The organism is Treponema primitia ZAS-1, assembly GCF_000297095.1.
Classification (GTDB): Bacteria; Spirochaetota; Spirochaetia; order Treponematales; family Breznakiellaceae; genus Termitinema; species Termitinema primitia_A.
Genome location: NZ_AEEA01000043.1, coordinates 1 through 20,536 on the forward strand (window position 1 = coordinate 1; position 20,536 = coordinate 20,536).

Annotated in this window: 19 protein-coding genes; 10 read left to right on the forward strand and 9 right to left on the reverse strand. The window is 53.0% G+C overall.

Annotated features, from left to right (window positions below; translation table 11 throughout):
- On the forward strand, positions 1–682 hold a 682-nt coding region (locus TPRIMZ1_RS0107260), incomplete at its 5' end, for an OmpA family protein (RefSeq protein ID WP_010257058.1).
- Between the two features lie 104 nt (positions 683–786).
- Here TPRIMZ1_RS0107260 and TPRIMZ1_RS0107265 read toward each other — a convergent pair.
- Both TPRIMZ1_RS0107265 and uvrB read right to left on the reverse strand, forming a co-directional pair.
- The gene (locus TPRIMZ1_RS0107265) at positions 787–2,019 is read right to left on the reverse strand and encodes a uracil-xanthine permease family protein (protein ID WP_010257061.1); all 1,233 of its coding nucleotides are present in this window, start codon (positions 2,017–2,019) and stop codon (positions 787–789) included.
- Positions 2,020–2,101: 82 nt separating this feature from the next.
- Positions 2,102–4,090, reverse strand: coding sequence for an excinuclease ABC subunit UvrB (gene uvrB, locus TPRIMZ1_RS0107270; protein ID WP_026043586.1), 1,989 nt, complete (start codon positions 4,088–4,090; stop codon positions 2,102–2,104).
- 161 nt (positions 4,091–4,251) lie between these two features.
- On the opposite strand from uvrB, the gene TPRIMZ1_RS0107275 reads away from it, so the two are divergent.
- From TPRIMZ1_RS0107275 to TPRIMZ1_RS0107295, 5 genes are all read left to right on the forward strand, one after another.
- Positions 4,252–4,863, forward strand: coding sequence for a penicillin-binding protein activator LpoB (locus TPRIMZ1_RS0107275; protein WP_010257066.1), 612 nt, complete (start codon positions 4,252–4,254; stop codon positions 4,861–4,863).
- Between the two features lie 3 nt (positions 4,864–4,866).
- Positions 4,867–6,183, forward strand: coding sequence for a COG3014 family protein (locus TPRIMZ1_RS0107280; RefSeq protein WP_157784192.1), 1,317 nt, complete (start codon positions 4,867–4,869; stop codon positions 6,181–6,183).
- Between the two features lie 71 nt (positions 6,184–6,254).
- Complete coding sequence (locus TPRIMZ1_RS0107285; protein ID WP_010257072.1) at positions 6,255–6,812, forward strand: LPP20 family lipoprotein; 558 nt, start codon at positions 6,255–6,257, stop codon at positions 6,810–6,812.
- On the forward strand, positions 6,812–7,957 hold the full coding sequence (locus TPRIMZ1_RS0107290; RefSeq protein WP_038078131.1) for an LPP20 family lipoprotein: 1,146 nt from the start codon (positions 6,812–6,814) through the stop codon (positions 7,955–7,957). Before TPRIMZ1_RS0107285 ends, TPRIMZ1_RS0107290 begins: the two co-directional genes overlap by 1 nt.
- A gap of 54 nt (positions 7,958–8,011) precedes the next feature.
- Complete coding sequence (locus TPRIMZ1_RS0107295; protein WP_010257076.1) at positions 8,012–9,445, forward strand: hypothetical protein; 1,434 nt, start codon at positions 8,012–8,014, stop codon at positions 9,443–9,445.
- Between the two features lie 4 nt (positions 9,446–9,449).
- Here the strand turns inward: TPRIMZ1_RS0107295 and TPRIMZ1_RS0107300 are convergent, their stop codons facing one another.
- Positions 9,450–10,178 carry a phosphatase gene (locus tag TPRIMZ1_RS0107300; protein WP_010257079.1) on the reverse strand — a complete coding sequence of 243 codons (729 nt, stop codon included), beginning with the start codon at positions 10,176–10,178 and terminating at the stop codon, positions 9,450–9,452.
- A gap of 53 nt (positions 10,179–10,231) precedes the next feature.
- On the opposite strand from TPRIMZ1_RS0107300, the gene aroC reads away from it, so the two are divergent.
- Positions 10,232–11,341 (forward strand): chorismate synthase, encoded by a 1,110-nt coding sequence (gene aroC, locus TPRIMZ1_RS0107305; protein WP_010257081.1) that lies wholly within the window; start codon positions 10,232–10,234, stop codon positions 11,339–11,341.
- A 37-nt stretch (positions 11,342–11,378) separates the two neighbouring features.
- Here the strand turns inward: aroC and TPRIMZ1_RS0107310 are convergent, their stop codons facing one another.
- Together TPRIMZ1_RS0107310 and TPRIMZ1_RS0107315 are read right to left on the reverse strand one after the other, a co-directional pair.
- A complete protein-coding gene (locus TPRIMZ1_RS0107310) occupies positions 11,379–11,825 on the reverse strand; it encodes a HepT-like ribonuclease domain-containing protein (RefSeq protein ID WP_010257084.1) in 447 nt (148 codons plus the stop codon).
- Positions 11,822–12,106 (reverse strand): nucleotidyltransferase domain-containing protein, encoded by a 285-nt coding sequence (locus TPRIMZ1_RS0107315; RefSeq protein ID WP_010257087.1) that lies wholly within the window; start codon positions 12,104–12,106, stop codon positions 11,822–11,824. Before TPRIMZ1_RS0107315 ends, TPRIMZ1_RS0107310 begins: the two co-directional genes overlap by 4 nt.
- Before the next feature lie 288 nt (positions 12,107–12,394).
- Between TPRIMZ1_RS0107315 and TPRIMZ1_RS0107320 the strand changes: the two genes are divergently transcribed.
- Together TPRIMZ1_RS0107320 and TPRIMZ1_RS0107325 are read left to right on the forward strand one after the other, a co-directional pair.
- A complete protein-coding gene (locus TPRIMZ1_RS0107320) occupies positions 12,395–13,261 on the forward strand; it encodes a PilZ domain-containing protein (protein WP_038078134.1) in 867 nt (288 codons plus the stop codon).
- A gap of 1 nt (position 13,262) precedes the next feature.
- Positions 13,263–14,480: a tetratricopeptide repeat protein gene (locus TPRIMZ1_RS0107325; protein WP_026043588.1), complete on the forward strand. Its 1,218-nt coding sequence runs from the start codon at positions 13,263–13,265 to the stop codon at positions 14,478–14,480.
- Between the two features lie 12 nt (positions 14,481–14,492).
- On the opposite strand, the gene TPRIMZ1_RS0107330 is transcribed toward TPRIMZ1_RS0107325, so the two are convergent.
- The 4 genes from TPRIMZ1_RS0107330 to TPRIMZ1_RS0107345 form a co-directional block, all read right to left on the reverse strand.
- The gene (locus TPRIMZ1_RS0107330; protein WP_010257095.1) at positions 14,493–15,374 is read right to left on the reverse strand and encodes a M48 family metalloprotease; all 882 of its coding nucleotides are present in this window, start codon (positions 15,372–15,374) and stop codon (positions 14,493–14,495) included.
- A gap of 25 nt (positions 15,375–15,399) precedes the next feature.
- Complete coding sequence (locus TPRIMZ1_RS0107335; RefSeq protein ID WP_010257099.1) at positions 15,400–15,801, reverse strand: hypothetical protein; 402 nt, start codon at positions 15,799–15,801, stop codon at positions 15,400–15,402.
- 3 nt (positions 15,802–15,804) lie between these two features.
- Positions 15,805–18,204: an endopeptidase La gene (gene lon / locus TPRIMZ1_RS0107340; RefSeq protein ID WP_010257102.1), complete on the reverse strand. Its 2,400-nt coding sequence runs from the start codon at positions 18,202–18,204 to the stop codon at positions 15,805–15,807.
- 98 nt (positions 18,205–18,302) lie between these two features.
- Positions 18,303–18,767 (reverse strand): bacteriohemerythrin, encoded by a 465-nt coding sequence (locus tag TPRIMZ1_RS0107345; RefSeq protein WP_010257106.1) that lies wholly within the window; start codon positions 18,765–18,767, stop codon positions 18,303–18,305.
- Positions 18,768–18,903: 136 nt separating this feature from the next.
- Here TPRIMZ1_RS0107345 and argA point away from each other — a divergent pair, with 136 nt between their 5' ends.
- Positions 18,904–20,271, forward strand: coding sequence for an amino-acid N-acetyltransferase (argA, locus tag TPRIMZ1_RS0107350; protein WP_010257108.1), 1,368 nt, complete (start codon positions 18,904–18,906; stop codon positions 20,269–20,271).
- Positions 20,272–20,536 lie beyond the last annotated feature (265 nt).

Here is a 20,536-nt window from a genome sequence, read left to right on the forward strand (position 1 = left end):
TGGCGAAAATGATGAAATGCACATCACCCTGAGCGCCGAAGACGAATCCGGCATATGGAGCTGGATGATAGAAATTTACGAGCCCAATTCTACGGACCATCTTTTCTATCAGATGAGCGGTTCAGGGGAACCCCCTGCGGAGCTTACCTGGGATGGACGCAGCAATCTTAATAGCGAGATAGTACAATCCGCTTCGGACTATGCCTGTTCCTTTAGCGCCACCGATAATGCGGGCAATGTATCAACCATACAAGGGGTGATACAAGTTGATATTCTGGTCATACGCGAGGGCGATAGGCTCCGGGTACAGGTTCCATCCATTGTTTTTGGGGCCAATTCCGGCGGCTTCGACGGTCTTGCAAGCGATGTTGTGGAAAACAATATGTATATCCTCGCCCGTATTGCCGCAGTACTCAATAAATTCGAAACCTACAAGGTTCAAGTGGAAGGACACACCAACCCTGTGGGCCGGACCGAAAGGGAAAAAAAGGCTGAGCAGGCAACAGATCAGGTTTTAAGCACCCAAAGAGCCCAAACGGTGGTGAACTATCTGGTAGACCTCGGGGTAAACAAGAGCCGCTTGACCGCTTCCGGCATCGGAGGCGCCCGGACTATAGTACCCTTTGAGGACCGTGGCAACTGGTGGAAGAATCGGCGGGTTGAATTCATACTGGTTAAATAAACCGGTAAAATCGACTAAGAACAAAATTGAGGGCTTGTCCGGAAACTTCGTTGTTTTCGGACAAGCCCTTTTTTATCAGGAACAAACTACAATTTCATTCGGCCTTAGTCTTTCTCTTTTGGCAAAACTAAATTGAGAATAATACCAACAATGGCAGCGAAGGCAATTGAAGTTAATAATGGATATGCGCTTCCGGGTAGCTGAAATACGGATCCGCCGCATCCAAGAATAAAGATAACCGAAGCGATAATTAAATTGCGCGTTTTATCGAAATCAACTTTGTTTACAACCAACTGTTTCAAACCGTTCACGGCGATTGTTCCGTAAAGGAGAATACACAAACCACCCAAAACATGGGCAGGTATGGTTTGCAATACGCCGCCAAGTTTTCCGAAGATTGACAAAACGATTGCTAAGACGCCGGAAAAAATAAACACGAACACCGAATACACCTTTGTTGTTGCCATTACCCCAAGGCTTTCACCATAGGTTGTATTTGCTACGGATCCGAATAGTCCCGCCAGACCGGTAGCCAAACCATCGCCAAGAATAGTCCTATGAAGGCCCGGATTCTTAATAATATCCCTATTAATAATTTGACCGGTCACCATAGTATGGCCAATATGTTCACAGATTGTTGCAAATGATACTAATGAAAATACAAGAATAACGGTACCGTTAAACTTTGGTACAATAAAAACCGGAACATTGATAAGCGGGGCTGCGGCAATGGCGGAATAATCCACCCGGCCAAATAACGCCGACAGAAGATATCCGCCGGCCAAGCCAATAACGATACTAATACTGGAAATGAATTTGGCTTTGCAAAACATGGCGATAATGGTTATCGCCAGAGTTGCCAGGGCTAATAGCATGGCGGTAAAATCACCGCCCTCCGCAGCCCCGGACATTGAAATTGCCGTTCCGGCCAATGAAAGGCCAATTACGGCAACAACCGGACCAATAACAACAGGGGGCAGGACCTTATTGATCCAGCCGGTTCCCGCCGTCCAAACAAGCAGAGCAACGATCGTATAAAAAACCGCCGACACAATCGCTCCGCCGGCTAAATATTCCATACCATAGGTTTTCAACACCATTATTGCGCATCCAATGAATGCAAAGGAGGATCCAACAAAGTTTGGCACCTTAAATTTTGTAATGAACAAATACAGCAACGTTCCTATACCCGCCGAAAACAACGCATATAAGGGGTTGATCCCAACCAGCATCGGGACTAAAACGGTAGCGCCGAAACATGCAAGCAGATGCTGCAATCCGTAAAACAGTGATTTAGCGAAGGGAGGGCGTTCTTCAACATCATAAATTGGCTTCATAAATTCTCCTATAAAAAAGTTTACTGGTCTTAAAACACAGAGAATACTTGATTATACCACCTACCACCGTCCCCGCGTCAAGCTATTTTCCCACTTCCTTTACCTTTGCAATTTCGTCCCGTATAGCCGCAGCCTGCTCGTACTCCAGATTCTTCGCATGTTCCAGCATCTCCCCTTCCAGGGCGCGGATAAGCTGTTTCCGTTGAGCGGGGATAAGCACATTATAGGACTTCTTGAGTACCTCCACAGCGGTGGCAGCGGCGTCCTTCTCCTCCTCCGCATGGCGGGTCAAAATATCTGCGATGGCCTTCTTTACCGTGGTGGGGGTAATACCGTGGGACTCATTGTATTCCGTCTGAATTTTCCGCCGCCGGTCCGTTTCGGCAATGGCTGCCTCCATGGCGTCACTCATCCGGTCGGCGTACATGATCACCTTTCCTGCGGCGTTCCGGGCCGCCCGGCCTATTATCTGAACCAGGCTGGTGAGGGAACGAAGAAACCCTATTTTGTCCGCGTCCAGAATTGCTATGAAGGAAACCTCCGGCAGATCTATCCCCTCCCGGAGAAGATTGATCCCCACGAGCACATCAAAGATACCCTGGCGGAGCTGGGTTAGTATCTCTACCCGCTCAATGGTTTCAACTTCGCTGTGGATGTACCGGACCTTAAGACCCAGACCGCTAAGATAGTCCGTCAAATCCTCGGCCATCTTTTTAGTCAGGGTTAAGATGAGTGAACGTTCCCCCGCAGCGATTCTGGCGCGAACCTCACCGTAGATATCCTCCATCTGCCCATCGCTGGGGCGGACCTCGATAATCGGGTCCAGAAGCCCCGTGGGGCGTATCATCTGCTGGACCACCCGCTTGGATTGTTCCAGCTCGGTCTTGCTGGGGGTGGCGGAAACGTAGACCGTCTTGTCCAACCGTTCAGCGAATTCGTCGAAGCGCAGGGGCCGGTTGTCCAGGGCGCAGGGGAGCCGGAACCCGTAGTCCACCAGGCTCGTTTTGCGGCTCCGATCACCGGCATACATGGCCCCAATCTGGGGCAGGGTTACATGGCTTTCGTCAATAAACGTGAGGTGCTCTTTCGGGAAGTAATCGATCAGGGTGTCCGGCGCTTCCCCGGGTTTCCGGCCTGCCAGAGGGGCGGAGTAGTTCTCTATCCCCGGACAATAGCCCATCTCGGTAAGCATCTCAATATCGTACTCCACCCTGGTTTTTAGACGTTCGGCTTCCATAAGTTTGTTCGTATTTTTAAGGAATTCGTAGCGGTCCGCCAGTTCATCCTTGATACTGTCCAGGGCGTTGTGGATCATCTCCGCGGGCATAACGAATTGCTTGGCGGGATAGATCATCGCCCGATCTAATCCTTCAAAGACCTCCCCGGATATGGGGTTAAAGCGGCGTATCCGCTTGACCTGGTCCCAGTCCAGATCCACCCTATAGGCGTCCTCCAGGTAGGCGGGGTAGATGTCGATGGTATCCCCCCGGCGGCGGAAGTTGCCCCGCTCCAGAACCGCATCGTTCCGCTCGTACTGGAGCTCCACAAAGCGGCGGATCAGGGCGTCCACATCGATGGTATCCCCTACGGAAAAGGTGGCGGTCATCTTCCGGTAGATTTCCGGGGTAGCCAGGCCGTAGATGCAGGAGACGGTGGCCACGATGATCACATCCTCCCGTTCCATAAGGCTCCGGGTGGCGGAGAGGCGCAGCCGCTCAATCTCCTGATTAATAGAAGCATCTTTTTCTATATAGAGGTCCCGGCTGGCCACATAGGCTTCGGGCTGATAGTAATCGTAATAGGAAACATAGTATTCCACGGCGTTTTGGGGAAAGAATCCCTTAAATTCCCGGAAAAGCTGGGCTGCCAGGGTCTTGTTATGGCTGATAATCAGGGTGGGCATCTGCACCGCCTCGATGATCTTCGCCATGGTAAAGGTTTTTCCGGAGCCCGTAACCCCCTGGAGGGTCTGGAATTTATCCCCGCCCTTAATGCCCGCCGCCAGAGCCGCGATTGCCTCACCCTGGTCCCCCGCCGGGCTAAAAGGGGAAACTACCTCAAATAGACGCATAGGGGGATTATGGCCGGGGCAAAGGGGATTGGCAAGGGGGACCAACAGCCCTTTCCTTTCTCTGTAATCCTTAGATTCCTTGCCAAAACATTGCTAACCGTATATAGTGGGGTAATTCCGGCCGGTTTGGCCAGTGTATTAATCGTAAGGAGATTATCTCAATGAAAACAGTTTTAAAGACATTATTTGCAAGCGCCCTTGTATTGGCCCTGTTTGCATCCTGTAGTTCCAATCCCAAGGTTACCCGGGTGGATGCAAGCACCCAGACCGATTTAAGCGGCCTCTGGAATGACACCGATGTCCGTATCGTCTGCGATAGCCTGATCAAGACCTGTCTGGATTCGCCCCGGGTTACCGCGGAAATTGCCCGGCGGGGACGGCTCCCAACTATCCTGGTGGGAAGTTTCAAGAACGATAGCGATGAGCACATCGACACGTCCATCATTTCCAGTACCATGGAGGTTGCCATATTTAACAGCGGGAAGGCCGACTTTGTGGCCGGCGGTAATACCCGGAACGAAGTCCGGGCGGAGCGCCAGGATCAGCAGGGCAATGCCAGCGAAAACACCGCCGCGGCGCTGAGCAACGAAACCGGCGCGGACTTCCTCCTCACCGGCGCGGTAAAGACCATCATTGACCGGGCGGGGGGTACATCCACCAGGACCTATTTTGTCACCGCCGAATTGACCAACATCGAAACCAATGCCCGGATGTGGATGGATCAGAACAGCGAAATCAAGAAGGTGATCCAAACCCCGAAGTCAAAACTATAAACCATGGCTGACCGCATGAAGCTTGGCTTGTCGAGCGTTGTTTTGTGTCTCATGTTTTTTTCCTGCGCTTCGGGCAATCCATACGCAAAAATTGACAGCCACGCACAACGGAACGAATACCAGGAAGGTCTGGCGGTCATCGATAAGGATAAAAAGAAATTATACCGGGACAAGGATGCGGTCCTCTATTACCTTGACGCAGGAATGTTGAGTCACTACGCGGCGGAATACCGCCGGTCCACAGAACTGCTCCAGGCAGGGGAACGGGCCATTGAAACCGCCTATACCAAAAGCATCACCATGGAAATCGGTACCTATATCCTCAACGATACTACCCAGGAATATGCCGGGGAGGATTACGAGGATATTTTTATCAACACCTTTAATGCCCTCAATTATTACCACGAGAATGAGCTTGAGGACGCAATGGTAGAAATCCGGCGGATGAATAACAAACTGCAGTTCCTCTCTTCGAAGTACGGAATTATTGTGGACAATATGCAGAAAAAGGCCCTGGAGGAGGATGCTGCAATACCTCCCGACCCGGCGGCGGGAAAAACCACTTTTACTAATTCTGCCCTGGCCCGTTACCTGGGGATGCTTTTCTACCGGGGAAACGGAAACTACGACGACGCCAGGATTGACCGGGACCAGATAAAGATAGCCTTTGCCAACAACCCTTCGGTGTATGCCTATCCGGCGCCTGCTTCTATAGATGAGGAGCTTACGGTTCCCGCCGGCAAAGCACGGTTCAATGTGATTGGTTTTAGCGGGTCCGCCCCGGTTAAGGAAGAGGAGACGCTTCGCATCCTTATCCCCGGCCCCCGGTATATAAAGATCGCCCTGCCGGTACTGGTCAACCGGCCTTCGGTGGTGAATCGGATTACTGTTCGTTTTGACTCCGGAGAATCCTTTAATCTGGAACTTCTGGAGGATATAGGGGCCATTGCCAAGGAAACCTTCAAGGAAAGAGCCAATCTGGCCTATCTGAAATCGGTCATCCGGGGAACCCTCAAGGGGGTCACCTCCTCGGTTTTGGATGGAGTGGGGGATGAAGTGGGGGGTAACGCCGGGTTGGTCATGGGATTGTTGAGTATTGGGACCCAGGTTTTTGCGGAGGCCAGCGAAAAGGCGGATCTGCGGATATCCCGGTATTTCCCCGCCAAAGCCTATGTGGGGGGTATTACCCTAGATCCCGGGACCTATTCCTATACGGTTATCTATTATTCCGGCAGCAGGGTGGTTGATTCGTTACGGCAGGAAAATGTGGAGATCCGTGCAAGGGGACTTAATTTAGCGGAAGCGGTATGTTTGAAATAAAAATTCAACCAATTTGATAGAAATTTGATACATTGCGGGTTATTATTGTAACATAGTATAAGGAGTTTCTAATGAAAAAGAGTGTATGTGTATGTCTTACGGTGTTCGCCGTTGCTTTGCTGGTGGTGAGTTGCAAGGGCAGCCCGGATGCCCAAAAGCAGGATCCGAATTCCCCTGAATGGCTCAATGACTTCCCCCCGGAAGGTGTGATTTGGGGTATTGGAAGCGCCAAACAATCCTCGGAGCAGATGTCCATGACCACTGCGGAAGCCCGTGCCCGGACCAGCGTTGCCCGGCAGCTCAGCATCAAGGTTGACGCTATGTTCACCGACTATTTGCGGGATGCGGGAACCGTGGACAGCCAGACCGCCCTTTCTCTCCAGGAAGATGTCAGCCGCCAGGTAACTTCCATACAGCTGAACGGCGCCCAGCCTATTAAGCGGTGGAAAGCCCCGGACAGTAGCTGGTGGTACCTGGTGGAATACAAGGTCTCGGATGCCAAAACAGCCCTTACCCCGTTATTTACCAGCGAAGAATCCAAGTATGCGGAATTCAAGGCCCAGGAAGCCCTGCGGATGCTGGACACCCAGCTTTCCAAGAATGAAAAGCCGGTACCGGTATTCGAATAATGAAAAAGCCAAGAACAGGAATATTGCTCTTTTTACCCTGTTTTTTGTTATTCCTCTATGGCTGCGCCAGTACTCCCGCTGCTAACAACAGTGAGGATGAGGCCATTGCATTGGCCAACGCCTCCTTAGGAGCCATGAACGGGAGCAGCCTGGCAGGGCCCCCCGCAGGATCAACGGGGATCAACTCCAGTAAAATTAAGCCCGCCTGGGTTGATTCCCCGGAAGCGGTTTATAGCCGGAACAGTTTTATTGCCGGGGTCGGTTCCGGTAACAACCGGGATCAGGCGGAAAAAAACGCCTTTACAGCCCTGTCTTCGATTTTTCATCAGTCCCTCCAGGCGGATCAGAAGATAATCACCTCGTATCAGGAAGCGGTTCGGAACGGCGCAACCGCGGACTGGACAGAAAACACCTCGGTGGAAAACGCCATAAAAACATCCACCGCCATGGACCTGGCGGGAGCGGAAATCAGGGATGTTTGGTCCGACGGAACTACCTTCTACGCCGTGGCGGTTATGGAAATACCAAAGACCGCCCGGTTGTATACCCAGATGATCCAGGACAATCAGAAAATTATCGATGCCCTGGTCGACATTCCCGCCTCAGACCGGAACAGCATGGATAGTCTTGCCAGATTTGAGTTTGCCACAACCACTGCGGAGGCAAACAAGGTCTTTGCCAATGTACTATCGGTAATCGGCGCCCCGGTACCTTCGGGCATGAAACGTCCCGAGGATTACCGGCTGGAGGCTTCCGGCATAAGGAACACCATACCGGTATTTGTGAGCGTGGAAGGTGACCGGGACAGCAGAATCCGCAGCGCCTTTGCATCGGTACTTTCCTCTGCGGGCTTTAGAACCGGGGGCAATAATTCCCGGTACCAGCTCCAGGTACAGCTTTCCTTTTCCGAGGTTCAGCTGCCCAACCAGACGACCAACAAATTCACCCGCTATGTGGTAGACGGAAACTTCATGGATACCAGCACCGGCGATGTCCTGTTTCCCTATAACATTAACGGCCGGGAGGGCCATATAAGCCTTCCGGAAGCGGAAGTACGGGCAACCAAGGCTGCGGAGAATAAAATAAGGGAAGATTACGCCGAAGCCCTATCGGCCTATCTTTACCGGTTAATACCCAAAAAATAGTATTTTTTTTTATCGCCCCTAAAGCAATTTCCGTGCCGGATCCCTCAATAGGGTATGGCACGGAAATTTCATTTTTTTATACGGTTCCCCCTGTCGGTCCTTTTGCTGTTCTCCCCTGTCCCCGGTATTCTTCCCCTGAGCTTTGATTTGCTCTGGTCCGGGTCCTGGGCATACGATGGGAACATGATCAACCGGGGAGATATCCGCTTACGGGCCCCGAAGCCGGCCCTGACCCTGCGGACACAAGTGACGGACAAGCGGCCCAGTCCACCCGGGGATGGGTTTGAGCAGGGCAATACCGCCTTTGCGCGGGAAACTTCGTTGCAAGTTGCGGGGGGACTCTACCATGATACCACGGGGTCCCGGCTCCTTTGGGGAATCCTGGACGAGGGGGGACTTCCTGCACGGATCAAAAATGTCTGGAACCGGGGCATACCCTTTGTGGAGCAGCACCAGGGCGCCATAAGCGACCTGCTGACCGAACCGTCTTCAACCAAAGAACCGGGAAGCTATCTCTGGTTAGGGAGCCCTGAGATTGAAATCCCCTGGCTTGGTCCGGTACGGGGCTTTGGCTCGGTACTTCTGGACGCTGAAACCCAGGCCGCCTTTGACGGGGGCTTTGAGGCCCGTTTTACGAAAAAATCCGCCCTGCTGTTTGAGGGATTTTATACCCGCAGCCATCTGCCGTCAAAATCGCCCGCAGCCTGGTTCTCCGAGACCCCTCCCCTGCCGGAACGGGACTCGGATATTCTGGCGGGAACTGTTTTCTTCAATACCCCCGCCTTTGCCGCCGCCGCCGATATATCCCGATCCCAGACCTTCGCCTACGGTGATGACCTATATGGAAACCTGGCATTCCGTATCGGGGACCGGCCTTGGCGGCTTTCCCTGGCGGCGGATGCGGCAGGGAGCCGGTATGTGGGCAGGGATGGCGGCGCCACCGGGGCGGGATTCAGGGCGGCCGCACGACTTGAGCGGCGGGGGAAAAGGAGCAGCCTGTTCAGGGTAAACGGTATGGTCCGGGCGGCCGGTATTGGGGACCGGTTCTATAAGGGCTCCGCTCTTTTCTATTACCACTTTCCCACGGCTCCCACAAAATCTGTACACCTATTCTGGCCATCCCGGATCTCCTTGACCCTAAACCGGGACGCTTCGGACATGGAAAAAATAGCGGACAGTATCGATGTCCTTGCGGGGTTTCGGTTCTGGAACATACCCCTCGTTTTCCGGGGCAGCCTCGACGGCATTTACACCGATACCTATACATTCGATTCCGCCAAGATCAGCGGCGAGGCTTCCTATACTTTAGCATTCCTTCAATTTGGAACAAAATTGGGGTTTAAAATGAAAAAGAACGGGGAAACCCAGGCAGAAACAAGCGCATCGATCACCGCCCAGGGGAAATGGGGAAGGTTCAGTATAAAGGTAAACAGCGCCGATTTTCCGGAGGACTGGGACTTTGGCGTTTCATGGCGGGTGCAGCTGTAATTATTTACCGTATCTCTGCCCGAGCAGTCCGCCGTTTTTCGACAAATGCCCGGAACCGTTCCAGGGAACTGTTGATAACCAATTCCGGGGGGAAGGCCACTTGTTTTAGAAGGGCCCTGGCCTTAGTAAAGTTACCCACATCTGCCCAGTAGTGGGTGTCGCTGCCGATGCTGAGGAGGCTTCCGTATTGTTTGGAATATTCGGCCACCGCACGGCAATTTTCTTCGCATCCCGGCCTGATCCGGAACGAACTGTTGTTGATTTCCAGAGCCTTGCCGTATTTTGCCGCCGCTTTCACCACTTCCTCAATATCAATGGGAAACATAGGGTTCCCGGGATGGGAGATTCCGTCCACCAGGGGATTAGCCAGAGCGGCAATCATGGTCTTGGTATTTGCTTCCCTGCCCTGGGAACCAAAACATATCTCATGGAAACCGGTCATGACAAAGTCAAGGCGTTTGCAGTACTTCGCAGCAAGGTCAATGCCGCCCTCAGCATCCATGATATTGGTTTCCACCCCGGTAAAGAAAAAAACTCCAAAAAGCTTCTTGGGGATGATCCGCAGATTAGCAAAATGATATGGCACCGGTCCCCCGGGCATGGCGGGGCCATGATCGGTTAAAACAAAACCCTTAAGCCGCCGTTTCCGCGCGCCCCGGGCAAGATCGTCAATGGTGGAATAAGCATGACCTGAAGTAACCGAATGGGTATGGGTATCGATACATATATTCATAGATGGGTTCAGTATAGTATTCTTTCTACAAGTGTTACAATAAGGATGGGAGCATGGCGGGAAATAGCAGCGGCACAATTTTTACGGTAACGAGTTTCGGAGAATCCCACGGCCCGGGTCTGGGCTGTATTGTGGATGGTTGTCCGGCAGGGCTCCCCCTTAATATTGAGGATATCAGCCGGGAACTCGGCCGGCGCCGTCCTGGCGGAGGAGGCCCCTCCACTACCCGCTCCGAAACGGATGTCCCGGAAATCCTCTCCGGAGTTTTTGAAGGGAAAACCCTGGGAACCCCTATCGCCATACTGGTACGGAACACCAACCAGCGTTCAGGAGATTACGACAAGCTCAAAGACCTATACCGGCCCGGACATGCCGACTGGACCTGGGAGGCCAAATACGGCTTCCGGGATCACCGGGGCGGTGGCCGAAGTTCCGCCCGGGAAACCCTGGGTCGTGTTGCAGCCGGCGCCATTGCCAAGGCCTTTCTTAGCGCACAGGGCGTTACCATTCAGGGCTGGACTTCCTCCGCCGCAGGAATCGACGCCCCTCTATTCGGGGAACCAAATTTTGATTTTGACGAAGTTGAAAAAAACCCCCTGCGCTTCCCCAACCGGGAACTAGCGGAACTGGTTCTCCAAAAAACCGAACGCCTCCGGAACGAAGGCGACAGCGCCGGAGGCACCGTCTCTTGCCGGGTTACAGGCCTTAAGCCGGGCTTAGGGGAACCGGTCTTCGGAAAACTGGATGCCCGCCTTGCCGCCGCCATGCTATCCCTAGGCGCCGCCAAGGGCATAGAGTTCGGCTCCGGCTTCAGCGCCGCCTATGCGCAGGGCTCTACGAACAATGACCGCCCCATACCAGGCCGCCGTACCCCTACACTGCCGCCGGGCGTACCGGACCTGGAATACGCAACCAACAATGCCGGAGGCGTACTAGGCGGCATATCCACAGGCATGCCCCTGGAATTCACCGTGGCCTTCAAACCGGTCCCATCAATTTTGAAAAAGCAGGAAACCGTGGACCGTCAGGGAAATATCCGGGAACTGATCATAGAGGGCCGCCACGATATATGCGTCTGCCCCCGGGCGGTACCGGTGGTAGAGGCAATGACAGCGTTAGTGCTGGCGGATCTTATACTGCTTAGCAGGATGGATAGGGTTTAATTACACCGATAGTAGGCAGTTGATATTCATGATGAGGCTACCCTGTGTACTTCCCGCAGTACTTTACCGTCCGATCCGCAAGCACAAACAGACGGGGAGTGGCATCAAGGACCAATGCAAATAGTTTTGAAAGATCTTCAGTTTCGTATTCATGGGCTATTTCGTTACGCAGATCCTTAAGCTCACGCAGCTGCGAAACTGAATCTATAATTCCGCGCTTTTCAGCGTGGTTGGCGGCATCAATAACGCTGCCGCTGTCAACTAATTCTACCGCATCAATGCTGCGCAGTATTTTATTAATCAATAAATCCGTTGTACGGGCATAACGGGAACTAAGATTTTCAAATTGATCGAACTCATCTTCCGTGTATGTTGTTTTAATTCCGATTTTATCACAGCTCGTAAAAGAACGTCTCAGCCAGTTCAAACTGGCGGCAAGATTTTCGAGATTGGCCATAAGGGTCCGGATGGCAGCGTCACTCATATAAGAGCGGCTCCCGTTTCTACAGCCAGACAGAAAAAAGGTTCCGAGCCATCCGCAGAAACCACTATATCTATTTTCTGTTCTCCCAAAATATCGGTGATGCTTCGCCGGATTTTTATCCGCTCAGGGACTCCGATTTTCGGGGAAAGGATCGCGATATCAATATCGCCTCCCTTTTTGGTGTCATCGGTACGGGAACCAAAAAGCCAAACCCGGGCATCGGCATCTGCGGTTTGTACCGCTTCAGTTAGGACCTTTTTTTCAGCGTCACTTATCCTCATTAATACAATTATGAGCCTTATTCACCCCACTGGCAAGCCGTTTACCGCTGTCCACGGTCACCCTACCAGGGCATCGGCGTTAAACTTAACCCAAATATCATACAGCTTCTGTTTCGGCTCTGGCCGGACATGACATCATTGTAAAATTGTTTGTATTTACGCCAATAGTTTGCATAATCCGGAAGCCCTCGTTGGTGATGGGTAGAATAGAGGATTATCGAGTAATTCTAAATGGCCGGGTGTCCTTAATTGACGTATACCCAAAACCGCTCTATAGTTATAAAAGCCATGAGTGTACTTACCAAGCAAAAAATAGCGAGCTACTATGACCGGTACAAAGGTATAGATGTAACCTTTACAAAAGAAATCATCCAGGTTACCGGTCTGATTACCCAGCAGGTATTGATCAAATGCGTGGGAGATTTCTGGCCCTGCGTGGTATATTCGTCCTCCTTTGAGGGGGCGAAGGTGGTGGCTAACATCAAATCGGGCATTATCGATAAGTTACAACAGGCAAATAACTCCATAAGCCTCCGGTTAAGCTTCCGGAGTCCCGAAAACGGCCAGCCATTAACCTTCTTTGTGTCTGCCCGGGTAGCGGGCTATAACGCCTATGGGGGTTCCACGGATACAGCGCTGTTTAACCTCCAGTTTACCCAGCGGCCGCCGGACGATTTAATCGAAATTATGGGGCGGGTTCTGGATGCTAATATCAATTCCTCAAAACGGAAGGATGAACGGGTTCTTTTAACCGCCGATTCTCTGCGAAAACTGAAAATCCTCTCCAAAGACACCGCAGCTTTTATTGAGGGAGTGCCCAGGCGCTGTATACTTCGGGATATTTCCTTTTCCGGGGCCAAAATCATCATGATGGGGGTGGCTAAGTTCCTGGTGGACCGGGATACCGCCCTTAGGCTGGATTTTGATGACCCGCGGGAGAGTTTCCTTGTCCGGGGAAAGTTTGTCCGGGCGGAAACGGTGGAGGGCCGGAAGGAGCTGATAGCCCTGGCGATAATCTTCGACGAAGCGTCGATTCCCATGGGTTATAAGGTGCGGCTGAACGACTTCCTCAGTATAGTGCGGGCGGATAACCGGCCGGATAATACCCAGGGCGAACAGGCAGCCATGCCGATTTCACCGGTGACTGCTAAATAAGATGGCAGAAGCAAGAAATAATATCGTATTTTTATCGGTCCCCGAATCCCTTAGGGGCCAATTTGAGTCCATGTCCCATGGACATCACCACCATGATCACGAACATGAAGAGGATGAAGCGGAAGAGGATTCCGGGTCCGGCTTTTCTATCGACCCGGCCATACCTATCCCGGTAGAATTACCGCCTGGAGAAAGCAGCCTGGATTTGGAGCAGCTCTCCTGGGAGATGATCCTCTCCGGGATGATCCGTGTGATTTCCGACTTTGCCGGGAATCACACGAACGATTCAGAAATCAGCGCCGAGGATGCGGACTACTACCGCCATTTTGTTCTGGCGGTAAAGCCGGATATCCTGGAAGAATTTACCGAGGCGGCGATCCTCAAGGCCCGGAATGGTGATTATGACCTGGCTCTGGAGATTACCAGCGCCCTGAAGGGGCTTTTCCCCACTTCACCGGTGGTGCTGCTCAATACGGCGCTCATCCTGGAAAACCGGGCAAGCGCTTTGGAACGATCCGGCCGGGAAGAAGAGGCGGAGGCGGAATACGAACCGGCCCATCAGGCCTATAAGGATATCCTTGCCCTAAAACCGCCCTTCCCAGACGGACTTTTTAACGCGGGTTTTTTCTATATGAAACGCCAGAATTTCCTTAAAGCCCGGGACTGCTTATCAGCCTATCTCTCCCTGGAAGAAGGCCCGGAACCAGCGCAACTTCCCAGGGATAAGCGGGACAGAGCCCGGGAGATAGTCCGGGAAATTGAAAGCCGGAGTCTGGATGACGAACTATTCCGGGCAGCCTACGATAATATTCGCCTGGGGGAGGAACAGAAGGGTCTGGAGAAGATCCGGGTCTTCCTGGAGCAGCATCCCCGGGTTTGGAACGGCTGGTTCATCCTGGGATGGGGGCTCCGCCGCCTTTCCCGCTGGGACGATGCCGCCGGGGCTTTTACCGAAGCGATTGAACTGGGCGGGGACAACAGCGATACCCGGAACGAGTTGGCCATCTGCCTTATGGAACAGGGTAAGTTCAAAGAAGCGCGGAAACAGCTGGAAACCGCCCTCCGGGAAGAACCGGAAAACGTCAAAATCATCTCAAACCTCGGGGTACTGGCCCTGCGGAACGGGGACGATGACGAAGCCGCCGCTTTCTTCCGTACGGTGCTGGAACTGGAACCGGAAGACCCGGTTGCTAAAAGCTATTTACAGGGCGAAGTATAAATTCTATCCGCGTTATTTGACGAAATCCGCAAAACGGGAAGAGCGGGAAGAACTGGTATCCTGAACCCGGTACCGCGGAAGTGCGTTCCGGACATTGTTGATACGCTGGGCCGGCGAAGGATGGGTACCGTTGTAACCGTCGACGCCTCCGGCTCTTTGCAGAAGCGTTAGAACTTCAACAAGGCTCGCGGGGGAATAGCCCGCCAAGGCCAGCAGGGTTAGTGCGTAGCTATCCGCTTCAAATTCCTTATCCCGGGAATAGCCGTTTACAACCAGCGTGGTAACCAGTTCCCTGACATAATTACTAAAAAGGACTTCCCGCTCGCGCAGACCGGCTTCCCGGGCGGCAATATCGCCGGCCCTTTGGGCTATATCGGAAAGCGCCTGGGTCAGCCGCATATTTTTAATGATCTCATCACTATGTTTAAGCTGGATGTGGGCAATTTCATGGGCCAGAACCGCCGCCAGGGCATCTTCGGAGCTGACCGCTTCCAGCAAACCCCGGCATACAAAGATGTGCCCCCCGGTCGTGGCAAAGGCGTTCAAATCCGGGGAATCGAGAATACTCACATGATACCCGCCGTAAATTTCCGGCGTGGGAGAATTGATCGTTATGGCGGTACAGATTTGGTTTAGATAGTGGGTTAGCGCGGGCTTCTCGGTGTAGGGCCCATACCGGGAAAGGATGTTCGCCGCCACCGCCCGGCCAAGGAAATAGGCGTCCTGGAAAGACATATCCTCATCAGGCTGGGCAAGGGCGCCCTCCATCTGGGACAAAGCCCCGGAAACATCCGCCCCAAGACCCGGGGAACCGGATCCTGTGCCCCGGCTTTGCGCCATCAGGGGGAAAGATATTGCGAAGCCTAGGATTATTGAAAACACAAGGGATTTCATAGGATATTCTATTAATTATCATACCCTATACTTCACCCAGCGAAAAGTCCCCGATTATCTTGAACCGCTTCCCGTCCCGGACTACATCGAGTTTGCGATCCGGAAAATAGTCAGGAAGTTTTTTTTGTATCAGTATAGCGGCCTCTTCCATGAGAAATTCAAACTGTTCCGGCGTTACCCTATCCAGGGTCGCGGCTTTGAGGGAGATGACGTAGCCCCTCCCCTTTTCGGAACCCATGCCGGGGGTAAAATCCGGGCCGACATTGTAAAGGCCGTCCATTTCCGGGTTGGCGGTTTGCCCCCGCTGGGGCCGGTTTGGGTGCAGGGAAAAACTTTCACCCCACTCGTCCTCCAGAAACTCGTCCACGTCCAGGAACAGGGCTTCCAAGGTCTTGGTAAAAGCCGCCAGCTTCGGGTGGATATACATAGCTTAATTCGGCAAAGCCAGGGCCAGTACCTCGTCAAACCGTTCCACCGGGTGGAAGGTGATGCCCTTCTTTACGTGGTCGGGTATCTCGTCCAGATCCCGGAGGTTCTGCTTGGGGATAATGATATGCCGGGCCTTATTGCGCTGGGCGGCGATAGTCTTTTCCTTAAGCCCCCCGATGGGTAATACCTGGCCGGTCAGGCTTAGCTCCCCGGTCATCACCAGCCGGTCGGTGATGGTCTGGTTCCGTATCAGAGAAAGCAAGGCGGTTGCCATGGTTATCCCCGCGGAAGGACCATCCTTTGGGGTGGCCCCTTCGGGAATATGGAGGTGGATGTGGTTCTTCTCGAACCACTCGTTGGAAATCCCGTAGCGTTCGGCGCCCATTTTACGGGCCAGGTTCATAGCAATGGTGGCGGACTCCTTCATGGTGTCCCCCATCTTACCGGTGAGGGTAAGCCCCTCCTTGCCGGGCACAGAAATGGCCTCTATCACCAGGGTATCTCCGCCCATGCTGGTCCAGGCAAGCCCCACGGACATACCCGGCCGGTCGGCCTTTTTTGTGACTTCCTCGGGGAAAATAGGCTTGCCAAGATGCACTTCGATACGCTTTTTATCAAGGGTAAATTTAACGGGCGCCGGGTTTTTATCCGCCCCTTCGCTCCCCCCCTCTTCACGTTTTTCGACAATCTCCTTTGCCAGTTTCCGGTGTATCTTATCCAGGTTTTTCTCGAAGTTCCGCACCCCCGCCTCCCGGGCATAGCCATTGGCGATGTAGAGCAGGGATTCCCGGTTGTAGGAAACCTGGCTTTTCTTAAGGCCGTTCTTTGTAAGGCTCTTGGGTACCAGGTACCGTTTGGCAATCTCCAGTTTTTCCGTATCAATGTACCCCGGCAGCTGGATGATCTCCATGCGGTCCACCAGGGGCGGCGGAATAGTATCCAGGGTATTGGCGGTAACGATAAAAAATATCCGGGAAATATCAAAGGGAAGATCCAGATAATGATCCCGGAAGCTGTTGTTCTGCTCCGGATCCAGCACTTCCAAAAGCGCGCTGGCGGGGTCCCCCTGATAGCTGGCCCCCATCTTGTCGATCTCGTCGATCATGAACACCGGATCCTTGGTCTTGACGATCTTGAGCCCCTGGATGATCTTCCCCGGCATGGCGCCTATATACGTACGGCGATGACCCTTGATTTCCGCCTCGTCCCGCATACCCCCAACGGAGAAGCGGAAGAACTGCTTCCCCAGCGACCGGGCTATGGACCTGCCCACCGAGGTTTTCCCCACCCCCGGCGGCCCCACCAGACATACAATCGAACCCGCAGGACCGCCCTTTCCCGAGCTGGCTCCGCGGAGTTTGCGAACCGCCAGGTATTCCACGATGCGGCTTTTTACATCCTTAAGGCCGTAGTGGTCCTCCTCCAGGATATCCCTGGCCTTGCTTAGCTCCAGATGTTCCTGTTCGGGATCCTTCCAGGGCAGGTTTACGATCACGTCCAAATAGTTACGGGTTACGATAAATTCGCTGGAATTGGGGTCCATAAGACTGAATTTCTCCAGTTCCTGGTCTACGGTCTCTTTAATTTCGCCTTCAAACTTAAATTCGTCGGCCTTATCTTTAAAACGCTGGTATTCGGAGCTCTTGGCATCGGTGGTCATCCCCAATTCGGTCTTAATTGCCTTAAGTTCCTCCTTAAGGAAGTATTCCCGCTGGGATTTTTCGATTTTTTCGTTGATTTCCTTCTGAATTTTCTTCTGAATCCGCAGCAGTTCCTGCTCTTTTTTGATAAAAACCAGAACCTGCTCCATCCGCTTGCGGACATTGAGGATCTCCAGTATCTTTTGCTGCTCCGTTTTATCGATATTGAGGATACTGGCAATAAAATCGGCGATCTTACCGGGATGATCGATGTTGATCATATTAAGCCGCATCTCTTCGGAAAAGAGGGGGTTGTTCTCGGAGATTTGCTTCATCTCGCTGATCAAAGCCCGGGTTAGGGCCTTAACTTCGTTGGTTTCGTCCTCTTCATCTTCCATATAAGTCACTGCGGCAACGATGGGGTTTGCCTCGTTCAGGGTTTTTCTGACCTTGAAACGTTTCAGGGTGGAGATGAAGATATTCACCCCTCCATCGGGGAGATTGATCTTCTTAACGATCTTGGCGGCGGTCCCTACCTTGTAGAGATCCTTTATGGTAGGGGTATCGGTCTCGTTCATCAGCATCACCAGGCCGATGAGCCCGTCCCCGGCTACCGCGTCGTCAATTACCTTCACGTCCGCAGGGTTGCCGATCATGATGGGGGTAAAGATCCCCGGAAAAATAGGACGCCCCATAAGCGCCACCAGGGAAAGTTTATTAGGAAGCAGTTGATCTATGGGTACCACACTTTGTTCAGACATATACCAAATATCGTAAAAAAAGCCGATAAAAGCAAGAAAATGAAGAGCCTTGAAGGGGAGTATTGAAGGAAAAACGAAAGACCCGGGGGCCTTTTAGCTCAGGTACGGGCCGAGGCGTTTGCCGCCGCAGCGGCCTGGGCGGACTTTTTCCTCATGTTCTGGATATATTCGCCGAGCTTCTTGTCGGATACGGCTATGTGGGTCAGAACCCAGTCCCGCAGGTACATGGCAAATTTATTGGGAAGAAATTTCTTCCCGGAGTTGAATTCCGCAACCGTAAGGAGGACTTCCTTAACGAAGGATTCATGCTGTTTTTTATGGCTGGCATACTCCGGGTAATTGATTCGCTTCTGAATAGCCTCTTCGGTAGCAAAATGGAGCTGCACATACTGAACCGTTTCACGGATGGTTTTGAGGAACCGGGCGTTGGCAACATCACCCCCCTTAAGGCAGCTCAAAAAAAGCTCATTGGTCAGCCGTATAAGTCCCTGGTGCTGTTCATCAACTAACTTGATACCAATAGAAAGGGAAGGGCTCCATTTGACGATTTCTCTGCTTTCCATAAAACAAAATCTCCTTGTCGCGAAAAAACATCCACCTTTAGTTTAACCTTTTTTTTTCTGAATAAGCAAGTATTTTAGTTATTATCGGCAGTTTTTCCCCCTTTCCGGGATTTTACTTTTAGTATTAAATAAGACCATGGATAATACCGGATCAGCATGGTCCCAGGTGGACCTTATCAGGGAAGCATTTCATTATCAGAGCCGCTTTGAAAGTTCCACCATGGTTTTCAAGATCGACTATCCGGTTACCGAAGACCCGGGCTTCCCCTATTTGATGAAGGATCTGGCCCTATTGGCCCAGACGGGGTTCCGGGTGGTAATCGTTCCCGGGGCCAAGGAATGGATCGACTCGGTGCTCCTGGAATACGGAATTGTATCAAACTATTCGGGCAGTACACGGATTACCACGGCTGCGGCGATTCCCTTTGTGGAGATGGCGGCCTTCCATGTGGCCACCCAGGTTATGACCGGCCTGGCGGCGGGGAGTTCCGTGGTACCCGGCGGTAAGACCGGCCGGGTTGACGCGGTAATTGGCAACTTTGTCCGCGCCAGGGGGCTTGGGGTAGAAGGCGGCGTCGATATGGAACAAACCGGCCAGGTGGACCGTATCCTCACCGACCCCATAAGCCGGGTCCTGGACCTGGGGATGGTCCCCATACTCCCCTGCATAGGCTGGAGCCCCGCGGGGAAGCCCTACAACGTGTCCAGTGACGAAATTGCCCTGGCCGCCTCCACCGCCCTTGGGGCGATAAAACTCTTTATCGTCACCCTGGACCAGGGGCTTCGGGCGCCGACCTATGCCCTGCCGGAGAACATCCAGTTCGGGGAAAATGGCCGTATCATCCGGCTCACCCCCCAGGAAACGGAAACCGTTCTTGAGATGAACCTCTCCTTCGGCGCCGGGGATAAGCCCCTGGACGAACTACGGCTGGCCCTTCAGGCTTCCAAGGCCGGGGTTGAACGGGTCCATATCATCGACGGCCGGGAAGAAGGGGCGGTACTCCGGGAACTTTTCTCCAACCTCGGTGCAGGAACCATGATCTACGCCGACGATTACGAATCTATCCGGCCCTTAAAGAACCGGGATATTCCGGACATACTCCGGCTCATGGAACCCCTGATGCAGAAGGGGGTCCTGGTACGGCGGCGCCCCGAAGACATTCAGGAAAAGAAAGACGATTATGCGGTGTTTGAAATTGACGATTCGGTCCACGCCTGCGGCGCCCTCCACGACTGGGGCGAGGGGCAGGGTGAAATTGCCGCCCTTACCACGGACCCCGCCTACGCCGACATGGGCTTGGGCCGGCGCATCGTCCGCTATCTCATCGACAGGGCTAAAAAGCAGGGCCTACGCCGGGTCTTTATCCTCACCACCCGTACCCAGGATTGGTTTGAACTCCTGGGCTTCAAGGAATGTCCTATCGATAGTCTTCCCGAAAAGAAACGGCGGAACTATGACCGGGAACGGAAAAGTAAGGCTTACGCACTGGAACTATCCCTTTGAATAACCCTGTGAGCCGGACATATCGCAAAAACGCCGGTGGGGTGGGAAATCCCCAGCGCGGGATGCTTGTAGAGTCTGCTTCCGCAGCCCCGCTACGCGGGTCTACTACAGCAGGGAATTCCAAATATCCCGCGCTGTGGCTTCCCCACCCCACCGGCGCCTATGCACTTAGCCTGTGTTTGAGTGTATTTCCCAGGAGCCGGCATATCGCCTAACTAAGCTTGGCGCATCACCCGGTACCGGAGCCGCCAAACTAAGTTTTGCT